Below are 16,740 nucleotides of genomic sequence, written 5' to 3' on the forward strand. Positions count from 1 at the left end.
ATCATAGGAGTGTAAGCATCAATAGCTGTCATATAAGCTATTGGTGTTTATTTTTATGTTTAATTTTAAATCAATATGGTAAAATATATATTAATAAGGGGCGTGAGAGTTATGAAAAAAAGGTTTAATGTAACGGGAACTTGCATACCGGAAAAACATTATATGGTAGATATTTCTGATAAGATAAAGAAGATAATGGATCTCATAGAAAATGAAGAGTATTTTGTAATAAATAGACCCAGGCAGTATGGAAAAACTACGACTTTATATATGCTTGAGAGAGTTCTTAGTAAAAATGCGGAGTATCTTGTTATTTCTATAAGTTTTGAAGGAGTTGGAGATTTAATATTTGAAAAAGAGCAAAGCTTCGTAAAAGCATTTTTGGAAATAATAGCTGATAGTTTATATTTACGGCATGAAAATTTAGCATCTTTTTTAGGAGAAGAAAAAAAGAATGTAGAGAATTTTAAAGATTTATCAATGGCAATAACAAAATTTATTATAAAGGTAAATAAAAAAGTAATACTTATGATAGATGAGGTAGATAAAAGCAGCAACAATCAATTGTTTTTAAGTTTTTTGGGAATGCTTCGAAATAAATATTTACTTAGAAATGCAGGAAAGGATAAAACTTTTCACAGTGTAATACTTGCAGGAGTACATGATGTCAAGAGTTTGAAACTTAAAATAAGACCGGATGAAGAGCATAAATACAACAGTCCCTGGAATATAGCTTCTGATTTTGATGTGGATATGAGCTTTTCTAGGGAAGAAATAGGAACCATGCTGGATGAATATGCAAAATATAAAGGCGTAAAACTTGATAAAGGATATTTTTCAGATAAGTTTTATTTTTATACTTCGGGTTATCCTTTCCTTGTAAGTAAACTTTGCAAGATAATAGACGAGAAAATAATGCCAGAAGGTAGCCTTAAATGGGAAAAAGAATATATGGATATGGCTGTAAAAAAGATTTTGGGAGAAAGTAATACTAACTTCGACAGTTTGATTAAAAACATTGAAAATAACAGTAAATTGAAAGAAATGGTGAAGAATTTAATAATAGATGGAAATAAAATTAATTATAATATAAGTAACCCAATTATAAATATGGGAATGCTTTATGGAATATTTAAAAATGAAGATAATAACCTCGAAATAAATAATAGAATATATGAGCAGCTGATATATGATTATATGAGCTCATTAATAGAAACCTCAACTGATGTTGGATTTTACAATGAAAAGTCAAATTTCATAAAAGCAGATGGAAATCTTGATGTAAAAGAAATACTTTTAAAGTTCCAGCAGTTTATAAAGCACGAGTATTCGGAAAAGAGGAAATCTTTTTTAGAAGCAGATGGTAGACTCTTATTTTTAGCTTTTATAAGTCCAATAATAAATGGCACAGGCTTTGCATTTAAGGAAGTACGGGGCGGGGAAGAAAAGCGTTTTGATATAGTTATAACTTATAATAAAAGAATGTATATACTGGAGCTTAAAATATGGCGTGGAGAAGAGTATCATAAAAAAGGACTGCTGCAGCTTGGAGAATATTTAGAACAGTATGGATTAAATGAAGGATATCTTTTAGTATTTGATTTTAGAAAATCTAAAAGTGAAATGAGAAAAGTGGATGAAGTTAATGTTAACGTGGAAAATAAGGTAAAGAAAATAGTTGAAGCTTACTGTTAAATATTTTAAATTATTGGAAGTGATATTGTGAAGCATCCATAGATTTAGCCATGCATATAGTTTCTGAAAAAAACTTGGCATTCCACAAAACAGTAGAGATGCATTTCAAGTATTATTTGAAAATAATATAATTTATAAGGTGCCTGTCACCAAAAAGAAAGGAAATTATATAATGAGACAATTTATATGTCAGGTAAATAAAGAATTTATTGACTTGGGTGCCGTGGAAATGGATGAAATATTGAAGAAATTGATACCTGAAAATCTAAATGAAATTAATGTGAAAATTGATGATAATGATTCAAAACTTTTTAAAATAGATAGAAGTGAAAATGTAATAACAGGTAGAGGAATTAAAGGGTTTTTTAAAAATGTGAAAAGTGAAAAGGCAATAGTATCATACAATGTGGAAAAAAATGAACTGATGCTGAAAAATTTTAAAGAAATTAGCAAGAAGGATGATATATTTAGCTCTGTTAAAAACCCTTCTGAAGCATATAAAAAGATAAGAAATCTAGTAACTTTTGATTTTGGAAATGAAAAATGGACTCAAATATATGAACTTGTTAAAGATTTTGCAGTTGTACCTAATTTTGATGAACTTTTATCTCAGAATCATATGAGGGAAATGAGCTTGTTTGATTATCAAATAAGAACGGTTAAGGAAGTACTAAAAAAATTTAGGGGAAGGGCACTTCTTTGTGACGAAGTTGGACTTGGAAAAACTATAGAAGCATGTACTGTTATGATGGAATATATTATTAGAGGGTTTGCAAGAAAAATATTAATACTTGTTCCTCCATCACTAGTTGAACAGTGGAGCAATGAACTTAAAAGAAAATTTAATCAGGACTTTATAACAAGTGACGATCCTAAATTCAAGAAAATGGGAGATGAAGCATGGGCACATTATCCAAAGGTCATTTCCTCTATAAACTTAGCAAAGAGAAAGCAGAACAGCCAGCATATCTTGAAGATACATTATGACATGATAATTGTGGATGAAGCCCACCATTTAAAAAATAGAAAAACTGTTGCATGGAATTTTGTAAATAAGCTGGATAAAAATTCAATACTGCTTTTAACAGCAACTCCTATTCAAAATAATCTTGAGGAATTATATAATCTAATAACTCTCCTAAAGCCAGGTCAATTGAGTACGTATTCAGATTTTAAAAGAAATTTTGTCAAATCTAAGGAATTAATGGAACCTAAAAATGTTGAAAAATTAAGATTTTTGGTGGCAGATGTTATGGTGAGAAATAAAAGAAGTGATGTAGATATAAAATTCACTAAAAGATATGCTAAGACTATAGAAGTCAGACTATCACCTATAGAAAAGAAATTTTATGATTTAATAAGTGATTTTGTACGGGACAACTATAATCAAGGTGAAAAAGGCATGTCCCAATTTACTCTTAAAATCATTCAAGAAGAATTGGGTAGTAGTGCGTATTCTGTCATGCCAACCCTTGAAAAATTGTAAAATAATGAGAGTATTTCTATGAAAAGTAAAAAGAGCATAGAAGGTTTTATAGACATTGCAAAAGAGATTTCAGCTAGAAAGTATGAAGAGAATACAAAAGGAAAAGAACTCATAAAAATAATAAGTGATTTTGGTGACAAAGTTATAGTATTTACAAAATATAAGACTACAGTTGAATTTTTGAAAAATTTATTAAAGCAAAATGGCTATGAAGTTGCTGTATTTCATGGAGGAATGACGAGAAGAGAAAAGGAAAATCAAATTGAATATTTTAGAGAGGGGGCACAGGTTCTTATAAGTACTGAAGCAGGAGGGGAAGGTAGAAACCTTCAATTTTGTAATGCTATAGTGAATTATGATCTTCCATGGAACCCAATGGCTATAGAGCAGAGAATAGGAAGAATACATAGGGTAGGGCAGAAAAGAGATGTTTATATATTTAACCTTGAGGCTAAAGATACTATAGAATCTTACATACTTAATATTTTAGATAAAAAAATAAATATGTTCGAACTTGTAGTTGGAGAAGTTGACATGATACTTGGAGATTTAAATGACGAAGATGATAGTTTTGATGATTTGATTATGGACATATGGGCTAATTCCAAGGATAAAAGTGAATTGAAAAATAGGATGGATGAACTTGGAGATAAATTGTTAGATATGAAAAATCAATATATAAAAGTAAAAAATGTAGACGAAGAAATATTTGGGAATTTATTTAAAGCAGGTGAAGATAAATGACGGATTTACAAGTATTTGTAACAAAATTTTTTGATACTTTAGGAGCTGCTGTTGAAGAAGTTGAATATGCACTTATATATGTTGTCATACCTGAGGAGTACGAAGATGTGTTTGGAAAAACTGAATTGAAGTTATGTTTTGATTATGAAGTTTATCTTGAAAATCCAGATTATGAATTTGTCACTTTTGGGAGTTTTATTTTGGATAAGATTATAAATTTGAGTTTTGAGTATTCCAGGGTCAGTATAAGATATGTTTTGGTTGATAATTTAAATGTAACAGAACCTGAGAAAAAGATAAAAGATTTTTTGAATAAAGACAGGTGTAATATAGAAATTATAGAACAGGATAAAGGTATAAATTATTTTGCAAAGTATAGTTTTAAGATAAATTATATTTCTGATAATATAGTAGAAGAATTTGAAAATGTAGTAATTGATATGAATAATGTATGTGTATCAAAGAGTTTTTCCGAAAATTTAAGCAGCATATTTTATGAAACGAAGCCTCAATATGATTACCCATTAAATTGCAGCGTAGATTTTTTAGAAGGATTTAAAAAATCAGTAAAACAAATAAAATGTATCAGCAAATCTAACGCCAATAATTTTGCCAACATATCAGCTAAAGATAAGGAAATAGAACGAATCAATGAATACTATCAATCATTGAAGATTGAAGCTGAAAAAAGAATGAAAAGGAAAAATTTGAGTCAGGAAAAGATAAATGAATATAAACACAAAATAAAGCTGTACGATATTGAAAAAAATAGACAATTAAATGAAATTATAGAAAGATATAACGTAAAATCTGAAATAATTTTTCAAAATACTGTAGTTTATGCAGTTCCCATAATATATTTTAGGTATAAGCTAACTTCCAGAAATGAACCAGATGGTCAACTTGGCAGTTGCTATTTTAACAAGATAACTAAAACCTGGCAAGATAACAAGTATCTGTAATATTAGCGGGATAAAAATGTTCCCATTAGGTGCCAGGCACCTAATGGGAACATTTTTATATAGAATAAACTATTAACATATGTTAATATAAATTTAATAAAATATTAATCAAAAATTGTAACATTTTCAAACTTGGATATGAGGAGGCGTTAAAGTGAAATTTTGTGTTAAGTGTGGAAATAAACTAGAAGATAATGATATGTTTTGCCCAAAATGTGGACATAAATCTGGAGTGGAAAAGGTAAAAGAGGATGATGTAGGAAATACTCAAATTTTTAATACCGACCTTATAAATAAGCAAAATAGTGAATCTCAATCTAAAGAAGACCTTAATAAAGAAGATTTTAATGATGATGAAGAAGTAGATGAAAGTATATTTGATACATTTAGAAGAAAGTTACGATTGAATAAAAAAGCGGCAGTAGTTATAGGAATAGTTATTTTATGTATTACAATACTTGTATCTTTTCTAATAGGTAATGCAGCCAGCAAGCCTTCTAATGTGGTTTCAAAATTTCAAAAAGCAATTGCATCCAGTAATAAAGGACAATTAGTAGATATGCTTTATTGCAGTGATAATAGACTGAAGATAGATGAAAAGAGTGTAGCGCCTTTAATTAATTATTTTAAGGACAATCCTTCTTATTTAAATGAAGTTGTAAATCAATTAAATAGTGAAGTAATGAGATCTGACGGAAATTTAAATTCTAATTCCAAAGGTAAATTTGATATAGTTTATGCAGGAAAGAAGTATTTGTTTTTCAAGGATTATAAGATAGGAATAAAGCCATCATTTATATCAGTAAAAACGGGAATAAAGGATGTACAATTTTCTTTAAACGGTACTCAAATAGCAAAAAGTGATTCAAAGGATTTTTTTAAGCAACTCGGTCCTTTTATTCCCGGGAAATATAAACTTAATGCAGATTACAAAAATAACTATGAATCTTTAAATGAATCCCGTGATATAGATTTTATGAATTCAAGCGAAGATACTGCAAATGTAGAGGTGTTTAAGGATGTTTCTTATGTCAATATAAATAGTGATTATCCAGATGCAGAAATATTTTTAAACAATAAGGATACTGGAGTTAAAGCAAAGGATGCCAGAAATTTTGGACCGTTGGCTGCTAATTCTGCTATATATGGTATTGCATCTGTAAATGGGCAAAAGCTGAGAAGCAGCGACTATATTCTAAAAAAGGATGATGATTATATAAAACTTGATTTTACTCAATCTCAAACTAGTATGCAAATTGATCAGTACAGAATGCGTAATTTGATATATTGGTACACCTATTATTTTGCACAATCTGTAAATACTGGTGATTTTGAAGATGTTGAGAATTATCTGTATCCTGGAAGTCCACTTTATAATGCACAGAAAAGCTATGTGGCAGCTACTTACGAAAAGGGCATAAAGGAAGATATCAAATCTTTTAATGTAATCTCATACAACTTAAGTGATGATAAAAGATCTGGAACTGTGAGTACAGAAGAGGTTTATGATATATATCAAGATGGTGATACTGCTCCTAGTACTAAGACTTTTCACTATACTTATACATTTAAATATAACGAGGAGTTTTCTGGATATCAGCTTTCAGATATCAAATCTAATTAGTGACAGGCACCTTAGTGGGGCTTAAATGATCCCACTAAGGTGCCTGTCACCATAAAGGATCATTTTTGCCCCACTTAAGTATGAGGCACCAAAAAGAAGATATTGCTAAATGTTTTTCCCTAATTTACGATAATATAGGTATAAAAAATTATTGGAGGGATAAATATGGATATAGCAGCACTATCAGTGGCAATGAGCCAATCAAGTGCACAGCAATCGGCTGGTATAGCACTTACCAAAATTGCTATGGATTCAGGGAAGGAAAGTGCAGTTAATATGACAGAAATGCTGAGCAATTCTGCAGTAGATCCTAATTTAGGCAGTCATCTGGATGCAATGGCATAACCCTAGGGGTGTAAAAATTGGCAATGAATCAAAAAGAAGAGGTAAGGCAAGAACTGGAGGAAGAGCTTCAGTGGGTAAAGTATAGGCAGCAAATGCTTGATATTATGGACAAAAAGTTGCTGAAAATGATGGAAATGGCAGAACAAGCTAAGCAGGATAACCTTGACGAAACATATTTAAAAGTTTTAAATGATAAAATAAATGATTTGGCAGCACAGGTTAGGGCATTAGATGAAGAAAGTAGAAAAGCAGAAGATGAAAAAATATTATAGGCAAGGTGCCTGGCAATGAGTGGGATATTACTGTTCCCATGCAGTGCCAGGCACCTTTGCATTAAAGTAATCTATAAATTACACGAAAAATAAATAGTGGGGATATAGGATAACTATCTCAAAAATGCTGTATGAGACCAATTATATGATAGATAATTATGAAATAATATATAGAGGGGAAGTATATATATGATAAATGGAATTTCATCTAATAGAAGTATACAGACAATGACTAAAAATAAAAATGATACATCAGAGCAGGAAATAAAATCACTTGAGAATCAAAAAGATGCACTTCAAAAGCAAATAGACAATATAAAAAATGGAAATGGAGATGCTAACACTAAACAGCAGTTAATAAAACCTATTCAAGAGCAGATACAAGAAATTGAGGCTGAAATTCAACAAAAGCAAGTAGATAGTGTTGACAGCAAAAATGATAATTCTGACGGTAAAAGCAGCACAAATACTAAATCTAATGGTATAAATGGCCAAAGTAATAGTAAATATTTTGGAGAGGATTTGTTGCTTGATGCATCAAAAATATATAAACAAATTAAAACTGTTAATTCCGTGAGAAGTGGTTTAATTGGTAAAGCTAATGAATTAAATTCAGATGCAGATATGGATGAGGCACTAGAAAATTATAAAAGTGCTGAAATTAACAGATCTAAAGCTAGCGAAAATAAAGGACGTGCAGTTGGTTTAGAATCTAAAATTGGAAAGCTAAATGGAGAGATGAATAAAGATATAAAAAATGAAGTAGAAAAGATAAAAGACTTAGGTGTTCATGTTCAGGAAAACACAAAAACTGATGATAAGCAAAGTGTGCTTAGAGACAAAAATTTAAAGGAATATGATAAAAATGTTGCTGAGGACAGTAAAGAGAATAAAGATAAGTCCATAAATGTATTTGTATAAATTTAAATTTTTTTAATAGACAAACTCCTTTCCAGAATTTGTGGGAGGGTATATGCTAATTTTATGGTGAAATTTGCTATTAAATTAGGTATAATGTTAATAATGGTAATATTTCTTATTAGGTGCCTGGCACCGAGCGGGATATTTGTTACCCCATCAAGGTAACAAACACCAAAGAATAACATAGGAGGAAAGAGTGTGATTATAAAAAGAAAAAATATACTTGTATTTATAATGACAATTGTTATAGTTTTTACTCTATCATACAAGGCTAGTGCCTCTATCCTAAACACCAAGAGATTGGCAGGAACTGACAGATATCAAACATCTTTGAAGGTAGCACAGGATGGTTGGTCGTCTTCATATTATGCTATTTTAGCATCTGGAGAAGATTATCCAGATGCATTGAGCTCAGTTCCCTTGGCAAAAAAGTACGATGCACCTATACTTTTAACCCACAAAACTTATGTAGATAGTTACATACTTGATGAGCTCAAAAGCCTTAATGTGGGCAAAGTATTTATAATAGGGGGGACAGGCTCTGTTAGTGATAATGTTGTAAATCAATTAACAGCTTTGGGAATGCAGATAGAGAGAATAGGTGGAGCAGATAGGTACGATACTTCAGTAAAAATTGCTGAAAAGTTTGGAAAAGTAGATACTCTTACTGTAGCTACAGGACAGGACTATGCTGATGCTATATCCATAGGACCAGCAGCTGCAGCTATGGGAGTTCCAGTGCTTTTAGTACCTAAAAATATTATGCCAGATGGCACAAAAAGTTACATACAAAACCTAAAAAATATAATAAATGAAGATTATAAACAAAAACAACTATCTAGAAACGTAAAGGTTTTTGTAGTAGGCGATAATAGTGTAGTGAGTGATAATGTAGCTAGAGAATTTGAAAATACATTTACAGATGATGTTACTGACCAGCAGTTTGGAGACGTAGAGAGAATAACTGGCTCAGACAAGTATGAGCGAAATATAAATGTAATAGCTAGATTCCTTGAAAAATATAGTAATACTAGTAATAGCAATGATAATACAAAAACTAAATACTCTACTAAAGATGATTTATTTAGTATGAATAATTTGTATATTGCTTCAGGAGACGGTTTTGCAGATGCACTGTCTGGTGCAGCTGAGGCAGCTAAAAATAAAGCTCCAGTTATACTTTCAGGTTCATCTAATTCAAGGATTATAAATGATTTTATTTTGACTAAAATACCTAACTATAAAGGAGATAGTTCTATACCAGAATACCTTACAGCTTTAGGAGGGCAGATAGTACTGCCAAACTCCAGAATAAGTGATATTTTTGGTGATGTATTTAATGATAAAAATGTAAGTGGTGGTAATTCTTATCCTACTGCTTTTGGAGATAGTAAGCTAGAAAAACTCATAAGGGAAAAGATTGGAATGCCTACAGGAACTCTTAATTACTCGGATTTAAAAAATATCACATCTTTAGATTTGAGCAATCAGGGTATAACAGATATTTCTGGACTTGAAAATTGTACAGGCTTGCAAAGTTTGGACTTAAGCTATAATCAAATAAAAGATATAACGCCTCTTTTAAAATTATATGATCTTAAAGATCTTAATTTAAGTCACAATGAAATATCTGACGTTTCTTATTTATCTAATCTTACAAATTTGGGTGAATTAAATCTAAGTGATAATAATATAAGTAATCTTGGTGAATCGAGAAAAGATACGAAAGATAGTGGTGATACAAATTACAGTACAATAAGTCAAAGTGTTTTTAAATATATGACAAATTTGACTTCTTTAGATCTTAGTAATTCCAATGGAAGTTATAGAAATTCAATAAGTAGTTCTACGTTAGATAATTTGCAGTATTTGACAAAACTTACTTCCTTAAATTTAAAGGGGACAAATGTAGGAAGCCTTACTAATCTAGAAAAGCTGACTAATTTAGCAACTTTAAATTTAAGCAATACTGAAGTAAGCAGTTTGGATTCTTTGAAAAATCTTAACAATTTGACTTATTTGGATTTAAGCAATGATGACAGTATAGATGGAGATGACTTAAAGCCACTTCAAAATTTGACCGGACTAAAGTATTTGAATCTAGCTAATGATGATGTTGATAAGCTAACTTATTTAACTGGACTTACAAATTTGACAACGCTTTATCTTGAAGATAATCCAATATCAGATTACACTCCAATAATGCCTTATACAAATTCTCTTTATTATAGGGATTTTGATATAAGTTCTATGAGTAGTGATGCAGCATACTCTCAAGATACTGCAATAAGTGATCAAGTAAAGAATGAGATAGCTAATTTAGGAAGTCATTATTTAAAAAATAATGGTACATACAATTATAGTGACTATAATAAGCTTAGGTTTAGAGTACTTTACCATCCTTATGCTTCAGGTTCTTATAATGATACCCTTGCAAGACTTAAAGAGGAAAAGGACTGGCTAAATCAAAAAATAATATTGGGAGGCTTATCTGCTTCAGAACTTAGGAATGTAAATGATGATCTTTCTAGTGTTGAAAATAAAATAGCAGATATAAGTAAAAAAGATGTTATGAATACACAGGCTGCGGACCTTGACAATCAACTTGCTTCATCCTATAATGCCAAGGATATGGAGAAGATAGTAAATAAAATCAACTATACTTATGCAGATTATAGATATGATTATTATAGAACCCTGGTGGATAGGTGTACAAATGATATACAAAGTATAGAAGCACAGATCCAGGTAATTGGACTGCAAGGTCCAGGTTACGGTGGGAGTAATACTATTGACAGACTTAGAAATATGTTAGATCAAAAGAAAAAAGACAAGGATTTGGCTTCAGACAAAATAACTATGTATGATAATTATAGAAATTTCTTTAATGCAGTTAATTCAGTGCTTGAAGAATATTAAAGAAAGGAGATGCTTATATACTAATGAATAGTTTTAGATTAAAAGGTGTGCTTAAAAGTAAGAAGTTAGTTTTATTGGTTGTGTCTGCAGCAGCTTTTGGTATTTTAAGTACTACAAAAGTATATGCACAACCAACAGTGGATAGATATGGTGGGATAAACAGATATGAAACTGCTGCTAAGGTGTGTGATGCTGGCTGGACCAGCAGTTCAGATTATGCAGTACTAGTAAATGGAGAAAACTATCCTGATGCTCTTTCAGCTGCCCCTCTTGCAAAAAAGAATAATGCTCCTATACTTTTAACAGATGGACAAGTACTAAATCCTTATACATCTTCAGAAATTACTAGACTAAATGTAAAAAATATATTTATAGTAGGGGGAAGATATGTAGTATCACAAAGTATAGAGGATTCACTAAAAGCTAGAGGAATAAAGGTTACGAGAATTGAAGGTAAAGATAGATATGACACATCTATTCAAGTTGCAGGGAAGCTTAGTAGTAAGTCTAATGAAGTAGCTTTAGTAAATGCAAATGATTTTAAAGATGGCATGACTATAGCATCAATAGCGGCTTTAAAGGGTATGCCTATAATATTGACAGATGGTGGATATTTGCCTGCTTCTGTGAAAAAGTATTTGGGCAACGGATCCAAATTTAATCAAATATATGTAATAGGTGATGAAAATACTATAGGTAACAGTGTCATAAGTGGCTTATCTAATGTAAAAAGAGTAGGAACAGGTAATGCCTATGGCAAAAATGTGAGTATAATAGAAGCTTTTCAAAATGAAATAGATACAAGCACTTTGTATATAGCTTCTGCTAAAGATTTTGCAGATTCTTTAAGTGCTTCAGCTTTAGCACCTAATACATCGTCACCAGTATTATTTGTAGATAGTCCTATGGATGAGGCTACATCAAGTTTTTTGAAAACTCATATAGTAAATAACTTAAAAGTATTAGGAGGTACTGGCTCTGTAAGTTATGATTTGGAAACTATTGCTAGAAGGCTTCCTTTACAGGTAGGTACTGCCAGTAACATAACAGATACTATATGGCAGGGTGACAAATATACTCCAAGGCCAACTATGGTAGTAACAGCAACAGATGGTACTAAAAAGGAAGTAGCTATAGATTGGAATTTAACCAAAATAGATGTTACAAAGCCTGGCATTTATACTTTTGTAGGAAAGTTGAGGGGAACAGACCAAACGGTATATACAACTCTTACAGTAAAACCCATTCCTTATAAAATTGATGATTTGACTGAACCTGCAAGTATAGGTGAAGATCATCCTTTACCAACTACAATTCCTGCACAGATGACAGATGGAACGACAACTAATGTACCTGTTACCTGGGATTATGGAACACAGAAGGTAACTACACCAGGAGTATACACTTTTTATGGAACGGTGAATAAATACAATAAAAAGGTTAAACTTACATTGACAATAACGCCTTAAAATGGTGCCTGTCACCGACGTGGAACAGAAATGTCCTGCTAAGGTGACAGGCACTATTTTAAAAAAGAACTATATGTGCTAAAATATTCTCATTATACTTTATAAGACTTGAAATGAATGGTATGCTGAAAAGAAAAAAATATACATTAGAAAGGAGAATCGAAATGAAAAAGGTTAGAATAGCATTAATGGGTCTTGGAAATGTTGGCGCAGGAGTTTGGACAATATTGAATTCTAATAAAAAAGAAATAATGAAAAGATCAGGATATGAAGTAGAGGTAGCAAAAATTCTTGTAAGAGATAGAAACAAACAGAGAGATGTGGAAGTTCCAGATGAAATTGTAACTACGAATTTTAATGACATATTGGAAGACGATTCTATTAAAATTGTAGTTGAAGTTATGGGCGGTATAAATCCTGCAAGGGAATATATGCTCAAATGTATGGATAGAAAAAAGCAGATAGTAACTGCGAACAAAATGCTGCTTGCAACTGGTGGAGACGAACTTTTTGAAAAAGCGGACAGCAAAGGAGTAATGTTCAACTATGAGGCAAGTGTGGCTGGAGGAATTCCAATAATAAATGGAATAGATGAAAGTTTAACTGCCAATAAAATTGAAGAACTATATGGTATAGTAAACGGAACTACAAACTATATTTTGACTAAAATGCAGCTGGAAAAATTGGATTTTGATGTGGCTTTAAAACAGGCACAGGATATGGGATATGCTGAAGCAGATCCTACGTCTGATATTGAGGGATTTGATGCCCAATATAAATTAGCAATACTTTCATCACTAGCCTTTGGAACAAAAATTAATGTAGATAATGTGTATAGAGAGGGTATTACAAAAATTAAATCTATAGACATAAGATATGCTAAAAAATTTAACATGGTAATAAAGCTCCTTGCTATTGCAAAAGAAAATGAAGGTAAACTTGAACTTAAAGTACATCCAACCATGATTCCAGAATCACACCCACTTGCTAACGTATATGATTCCTTTAATGCAATATTTATAAAAGGTAATGCAGTGGGGGACCTGATGTTTTATGGAAGAGGTGCAGGAAGCTTACCAACAGGTAGTGCTGTAGTAAGTGATATTATTGCTATATTGAGAAGTAATGTGGACATAGAAAATTTCAATTCTGTAGTGAAAAATAATCTATGGCATAGGAAAATAAAAAATGTAAGAGATTGTGCAAGTAAATTTTATATTAGACTTTCTGTAATGGATCAGTCAGGTGTACTTGGCGAAATAACCACAATTTTAGGAAAGCATAATGTAAGTCTCCGCTCAGTAATGCAAAAAGGCAGGGAAGAATCAAAAGATAAAGTAACTATAGTATTGATTACTCATAAGATAGAAGAAGCAGAGATTAATTCTGCTATTAAAGAAATTGTTGATTTGAAATCTGTAATGCAAATAGACAATATTATAAGAATTGAAGATTTTAAATAATTTTGGGTTTACTTAAGGCAGTTGTTACTTGAAAAAGTTTTTCATGCAGCAGCTGCCTTAATCAAGTGATTCTTAGGTTCAGATGGAGTTTGCTTATAAGGATGACTTTCTCCAACTGAACCTTATTAACAGTATTCTTAGTGTCTTTAGCACTTAGAATACGTTATCCTTTAGGGGAACAATTTATCCAGTCGCGTAGCAGTGCTTATTCACTACTATGATAGAAGCTGTGGTGTTAGCAATGGTAGCGATCGGATAAATTTTTTAAAGTCCTATTTTGTGAAAAAATTTTAATCCCAAAGCAATCATTCCAGATGTTATCATAGGACCTACGGGAACACCACCTAAAAAAGCAGCGGCAATTACTGCTCCCAAAATTAATGCTGGCATTACTTCAGTATGACCTTGTACAGTTAAATACTGCATGCCAAGGCCACTTAAATAAGTTGTAAAAAGGGATATGAGTAGGGCGAATATTCCAAGCCATGAGGTAAATACATTTCTAATACTTATATATTGTACACTTCCGTTTGCAATTGGAATTAAAATTGAAGCTACTAGTATTACTACCCCCCAGAATACTCCATTTTCCTGTAAAGTTGGGAATACATACTTGTCTATATTAAGAAGCTTTAGAAATAGAAGTATACAGGCAGCTAAAGCTACGGAATTTGCTTTCCCAAGAACTGCAGCTGCTAAAATTATGACTAAAATTATAGTCGATTCCATTTAAATCATCTCCTAAAATATAATAAACAGTGATTATTGTATAACATATAGTAAAAACAACAAAATATCAGAGTAATAATATATACTATTTACAACTTAATAAAATGCAATTTAGGGAAATAATTCATGAAAAATTATAATAGTGCTTTCAAGAATATGAATTAAGGGTATCTGATAAAAATAATCTTAACATAATTTGTATTGAAAAAAATTACTTAATTGTATAGTATAATAGTGTAGGTTTTGATAGAATAGTTATATTAGGTTTATTTAACAGATATTAAAAATGTATTTTTAAGGGGAGAACTTGTTATGGATGATAGAATTGTAAACTTCGATGAAATTAAAAATAAAGCTAGGGAAAAAGATGTAGAGAAATTTGAAGATTATGTATATGGACTTTCCTATGATATGTCTCAGGGAAAATTATCAATGGGAGATTTTTATAAAGACATTCAAGAATATATGGAAAAAAATAATATATCACAAGAAAAGCTATTTAACATTCAAAAAAAACTTATGGAAAGATATGGCTTTAATATGGAAGATGTAGAAAAGCAGATGAAAGACATGGGAATTGAGATGCCTTCTGTAAATAGAAATGTTGACTATGAATCCTTAAGAAAAACAGTATCATTTCAGGAAAAATATAAGCAAGGTATGGGCAGTACCTTAGTAACCACTTATAGTATAAATAATTCTATGAACAGTCTTAGTATACTTATAAGTGAAGAAAAGATTACTTTAAAAAGTGAAAAAGATATAGATTTGCAGGATCCCGAGTTAAACGAATTTTTGTGTTCATATAAAAAGGTAGTAAAAGATAAAAAGCTTAAAATATCATTATGCTCAAATGTCAAAAAATTTGAATACTAATATAATTATATAAAACGATTCCCTATATTGATGAATATAGGGAATATTTTAGTATGATTTGGGGTGATTCAGTTATGAGAAAATTTAAGTTTAAAATATGGGATAGGAAAAAAAAGTGTTTTTATATAAGTGAAAATCCCTATCCAGAAGAAAGTTGCAAATTAGAAGATAGATTTATATCCCTTGAGTTTACAGGCTTAAAAGATAAAAATGGTAGAGAGATTTTTGAGGGAGATATAATATCCATAAATAATGAAAAAAGTTCTATTAAGCTGCCTGTGAAATTTGGAAGGTATTCTTTTGAAAAATTTATAGGTGAATGTGGAGAGATTACTGATGCAACTGAGCTCTATGGTTTTTATGTAGAAAATGAATATCTATACATCCAAATGTTGAAGGAAAATGTAATAGTTACAGGCAATATATTTGGTATATAATGAAATAATGTATTAAATAATCTAATCGTATTTGTATTTGAGAAAGTTGAGCTAATTATATTGATTTTTACTTCAAGCTGCTATAGACTTATAGTAAAATTTTAATTTTACTATAAGGGGTGGATTGCTTTGAGCAGTGATTTTGCGGTATTGTTAAATTGTATGGATGGAAGGACTCAACTTCCTGCAATAAATTGGATAAGAGATAATTTTCATGTGAAATATGTAGATATAATATCAGAGCCGGGAATTGACAAGGTAATTTGCGGGGAAGATGAAAATTTTATAAATTCATTAAAGTATAAGATGGATATATCAATAAATTCTCATGGAGCTTCTACCGCATTTGTAGTAGGACATTATGACTGTGCAGCAAATAAAGTAGATAAGACAACTCACCTAGAGCAGATAAAAAGGTCTGTTTCCGTAATAAAAAAATTATATAAGAATATTGAGGTTATAGGCCTTTGGATAAATGAGAATTTCGAGGTGAAAAAAGTTATATTGTGATTTTAATAAGGGACTATTGCAATAGCAATTTCTTAGATTGGTATGAACAGTTCCCCTTATCCCATGACTACCTGCTCTAATACTCCAACTTCTCTAAGTTGGAGTAAAGAGCAGTTACGTCCCTGGATAACGATTTTCCCTAAAGGATAACTCCTTCTAAGTGCTGAAGCACTAAGAAGCCTGTTAATAAGCATCATGTGGAGTCAAAACTCCATCTGATGCCAAGAGCTCTGTTTATAGATAAATATGCTTAAAAGTTAAGAACTATCAACTGTTAAAAAACATGTA

At 30.9% G+C, this 16,740-nt stretch carries 15 protein-coding genes; 14 read left to right on the forward strand and 1 reads right to left on the reverse strand.

Features of this window, described 5'->3' with window-relative positions:
- Positions 1–111: 111 nt before the first annotated feature.
- The 11 genes from WY13_RS17130 to WY13_RS17180 all read left to right on the forward strand — a co-directional run bounded on the left by WY13_RS17130 (position 112) and on the right by WY13_RS17180 (position 13,900).
- On the forward strand, positions 112–1,695 hold the full coding sequence (locus tag WY13_RS17130; RefSeq protein ID WP_063556799.1) for an AAA-like domain-containing protein: 1,584 nt from the start codon (positions 112–114) through the stop codon (positions 1,693–1,695).
- A 172-nt stretch (positions 1,696–1,867) separates the two neighbouring features.
- On the forward strand, positions 1,868–3,181 hold the full coding sequence (locus tag WY13_RS21580) for a DEAD/DEAH box helicase (RefSeq protein WP_204377975.1): 1,314 nt from the start codon (positions 1,868–1,870) through the stop codon (positions 3,179–3,181).
- An 18-nt stretch (positions 3,182–3,199) separates the two neighbouring features.
- Positions 3,200–3,925, forward strand: coding sequence for a DEAD/DEAH box helicase (locus WY13_RS21585; protein WP_204377976.1), 726 nt, complete (start codon positions 3,200–3,202; stop codon positions 3,923–3,925).
- Entirely contained in the window at positions 3,922–4,887 is a 966-nt protein-coding gene (locus WY13_RS17140; RefSeq protein WP_063556800.1) for a hypothetical protein, read from the forward strand. The genes WY13_RS21585 and WY13_RS17140 overlap by 4 nt, the downstream gene beginning before the upstream one ends.
- A 154-nt stretch (positions 4,888–5,041) precedes the next feature.
- Positions 5,042–6,511 (forward strand): zinc ribbon domain-containing protein, encoded by a 1,470-nt coding sequence (locus WY13_RS17145; protein WP_063556801.1) that lies wholly within the window; start codon positions 5,042–5,044, stop codon positions 6,509–6,511.
- Between the two features lie 165 nt (positions 6,512–6,676).
- Positions 6,677–6,856, forward strand: coding sequence for a YjfB family protein (locus WY13_RS17150; protein WP_063556802.1), 180 nt, complete (start codon positions 6,677–6,679; stop codon positions 6,854–6,856).
- A gap of 23 nt (positions 6,857–6,879) precedes the next feature.
- Positions 6,880–7,128, forward strand: a complete 249-nt coding sequence (locus WY13_RS17155) for a hypothetical protein (protein WP_063556971.1) — start codon at positions 6,880–6,882, stop codon at positions 7,126–7,128.
- Positions 7,129–7,317: 189 nt separating this feature from the next.
- Positions 7,318–8,049 (forward strand): FlxA-like family protein, encoded by a 732-nt coding sequence (locus WY13_RS17160; protein ID WP_063556803.1) that lies wholly within the window; start codon positions 7,318–7,320, stop codon positions 8,047–8,049.
- A gap of 198 nt (positions 8,050–8,247) precedes the next feature.
- Positions 8,248–10,968, forward strand: a complete 2,721-nt coding sequence (locus WY13_RS17170; RefSeq protein WP_063556805.1) for a cell wall-binding repeat-containing protein — start codon at positions 8,248–8,250, stop codon at positions 10,966–10,968.
- 23 nt (positions 10,969–10,991) lie between these two features.
- Positions 10,992–12,437: a cell wall-binding repeat-containing protein gene (locus WY13_RS17175; RefSeq protein WP_082848554.1), complete on the forward strand. Its 1,446-nt coding sequence runs from the start codon at positions 10,992–10,994 to the stop codon at positions 12,435–12,437.
- A 164-nt stretch (positions 12,438–12,601) separates the two neighbouring features.
- Positions 12,602–13,900 carry a homoserine dehydrogenase gene (locus tag WY13_RS17180; RefSeq protein ID WP_063556806.1) on the forward strand — a complete coding sequence of 433 codons (1,299 nt, stop codon included), beginning with the start codon at positions 12,602–12,604 and terminating at the stop codon, positions 13,898–13,900.
- 264 nt (positions 13,901–14,164) lie between these two features.
- Here WY13_RS17180 and WY13_RS17185 read toward each other — a convergent pair whose 3' ends face one another.
- Positions 14,165–14,629 (reverse strand): DUF441 domain-containing protein, encoded by a 465-nt coding sequence (locus WY13_RS17185; RefSeq protein WP_063556807.1) that lies wholly within the window; start codon positions 14,627–14,629, stop codon positions 14,165–14,167.
- Positions 14,630–14,941: 312 nt separating this feature from the next.
- Between WY13_RS17185 and WY13_RS17190 the strand changes: the two genes are divergently transcribed.
- The 3 genes from WY13_RS17190 (at position 14,942) to WY13_RS17200 (ending at position 16,452) form a co-directional block, all read left to right on the forward strand.
- Complete coding sequence (locus tag WY13_RS17190) at positions 14,942–15,505, forward strand: DUF3867 domain-containing protein (protein ID WP_063556808.1); 564 nt, start codon at positions 14,942–14,944, stop codon at positions 15,503–15,505.
- A gap of 74 nt (positions 15,506–15,579) precedes the next feature.
- Positions 15,580–15,942: a YopX family protein gene (locus tag WY13_RS17195; protein WP_063556972.1), complete on the forward strand. Its 363-nt coding sequence runs from the start codon at positions 15,580–15,582 to the stop codon at positions 15,940–15,942.
- Positions 15,943–16,071: 129 nt separating this feature from the next.
- Positions 16,072–16,452 carry a carbonic anhydrase gene (locus WY13_RS17200; RefSeq protein ID WP_063556809.1) on the forward strand — a complete coding sequence of 127 codons (381 nt, stop codon included), beginning with the start codon at positions 16,072–16,074 and terminating at the stop codon, positions 16,450–16,452.
- Positions 16,453–16,740 lie beyond the last annotated feature (288 nt).

The sequence above is a fragment of the Clostridium ljungdahlii genome (genome assembly GCF_001636845.1).
In the GTDB taxonomy this organism is placed as follows: Bacteria; Bacillota; Clostridia; order Clostridiales; family Clostridiaceae; genus Clostridium_B; species Clostridium_B ljungdahlii_A.

Excerpts from the sequence above, each read along its gene's own strand:
- WY13_RS17130 (WP_063556799.1), top strand. The coding sequence starts at position 112 with ATGAAAAAAAGGTTTAATGTAACGGGAACTTGCATACCGGAAAAACAT.
- WY13_RS21580 (WP_204377975.1), top strand. The coding sequence starts at position 1,868 with ATGAGACAATTTATATGTCAGGTAAATAAAGAATTTATTGACTTGGGT.
- WY13_RS21585 (WP_204377976.1), top strand. The coding sequence starts at position 3,200 with ATGAAAAGTAAAAAGAGCATAGAAGGTTTTATAGACATTGCAAAAGAG.
- WY13_RS17140 (WP_063556800.1), top strand. The coding sequence starts at position 3,922 with ATGACGGATTTACAAGTATTTGTAACAAAATTTTTTGATACTTTAGGA.
- WY13_RS17150 (WP_063556802.1), top strand. The coding sequence starts at position 6,677 with ATGGATATAGCAGCACTATCAGTGGCAATGAGCCAATCAAGTGCACAG.
- WY13_RS17155 (WP_063556971.1), top strand. The coding sequence starts at position 6,880 with ATGAATCAAAAAGAAGAGGTAAGGCAAGAACTGGAGGAAGAGCTTCAG.
- WY13_RS17160 (WP_063556803.1), top strand. The coding sequence starts at position 7,318 with ATGATAAATGGAATTTCATCTAATAGAAGTATACAGACAATGACTAAA.
- WY13_RS17175 (WP_082848554.1), top strand. The coding sequence starts at position 10,992 with ATGAATAGTTTTAGATTAAAAGGTGTGCTTAAAAGTAAGAAGTTAGTT.
- WY13_RS17180 (WP_063556806.1), top strand. The coding sequence starts at position 12,602 with ATGAAAAAGGTTAGAATAGCATTAATGGGTCTTGGAAATGTTGGCGCA.
- WY13_RS17185 (WP_063556807.1), bottom strand. The coding sequence starts at position 14,629 with ATGGAATCGACTATAATTTTAGTCATAATTTTAGCAGCTGCAGTTCTT.
- WY13_RS17190 (WP_063556808.1), top strand. The coding sequence starts at position 14,942 with ATGGATGATAGAATTGTAAACTTCGATGAAATTAAAAATAAAGCTAGG.
- WY13_RS17195 (WP_063556972.1), top strand. The coding sequence starts at position 15,580 with ATGAGAAAATTTAAGTTTAAAATATGGGATAGGAAAAAAAAGTGTTTT.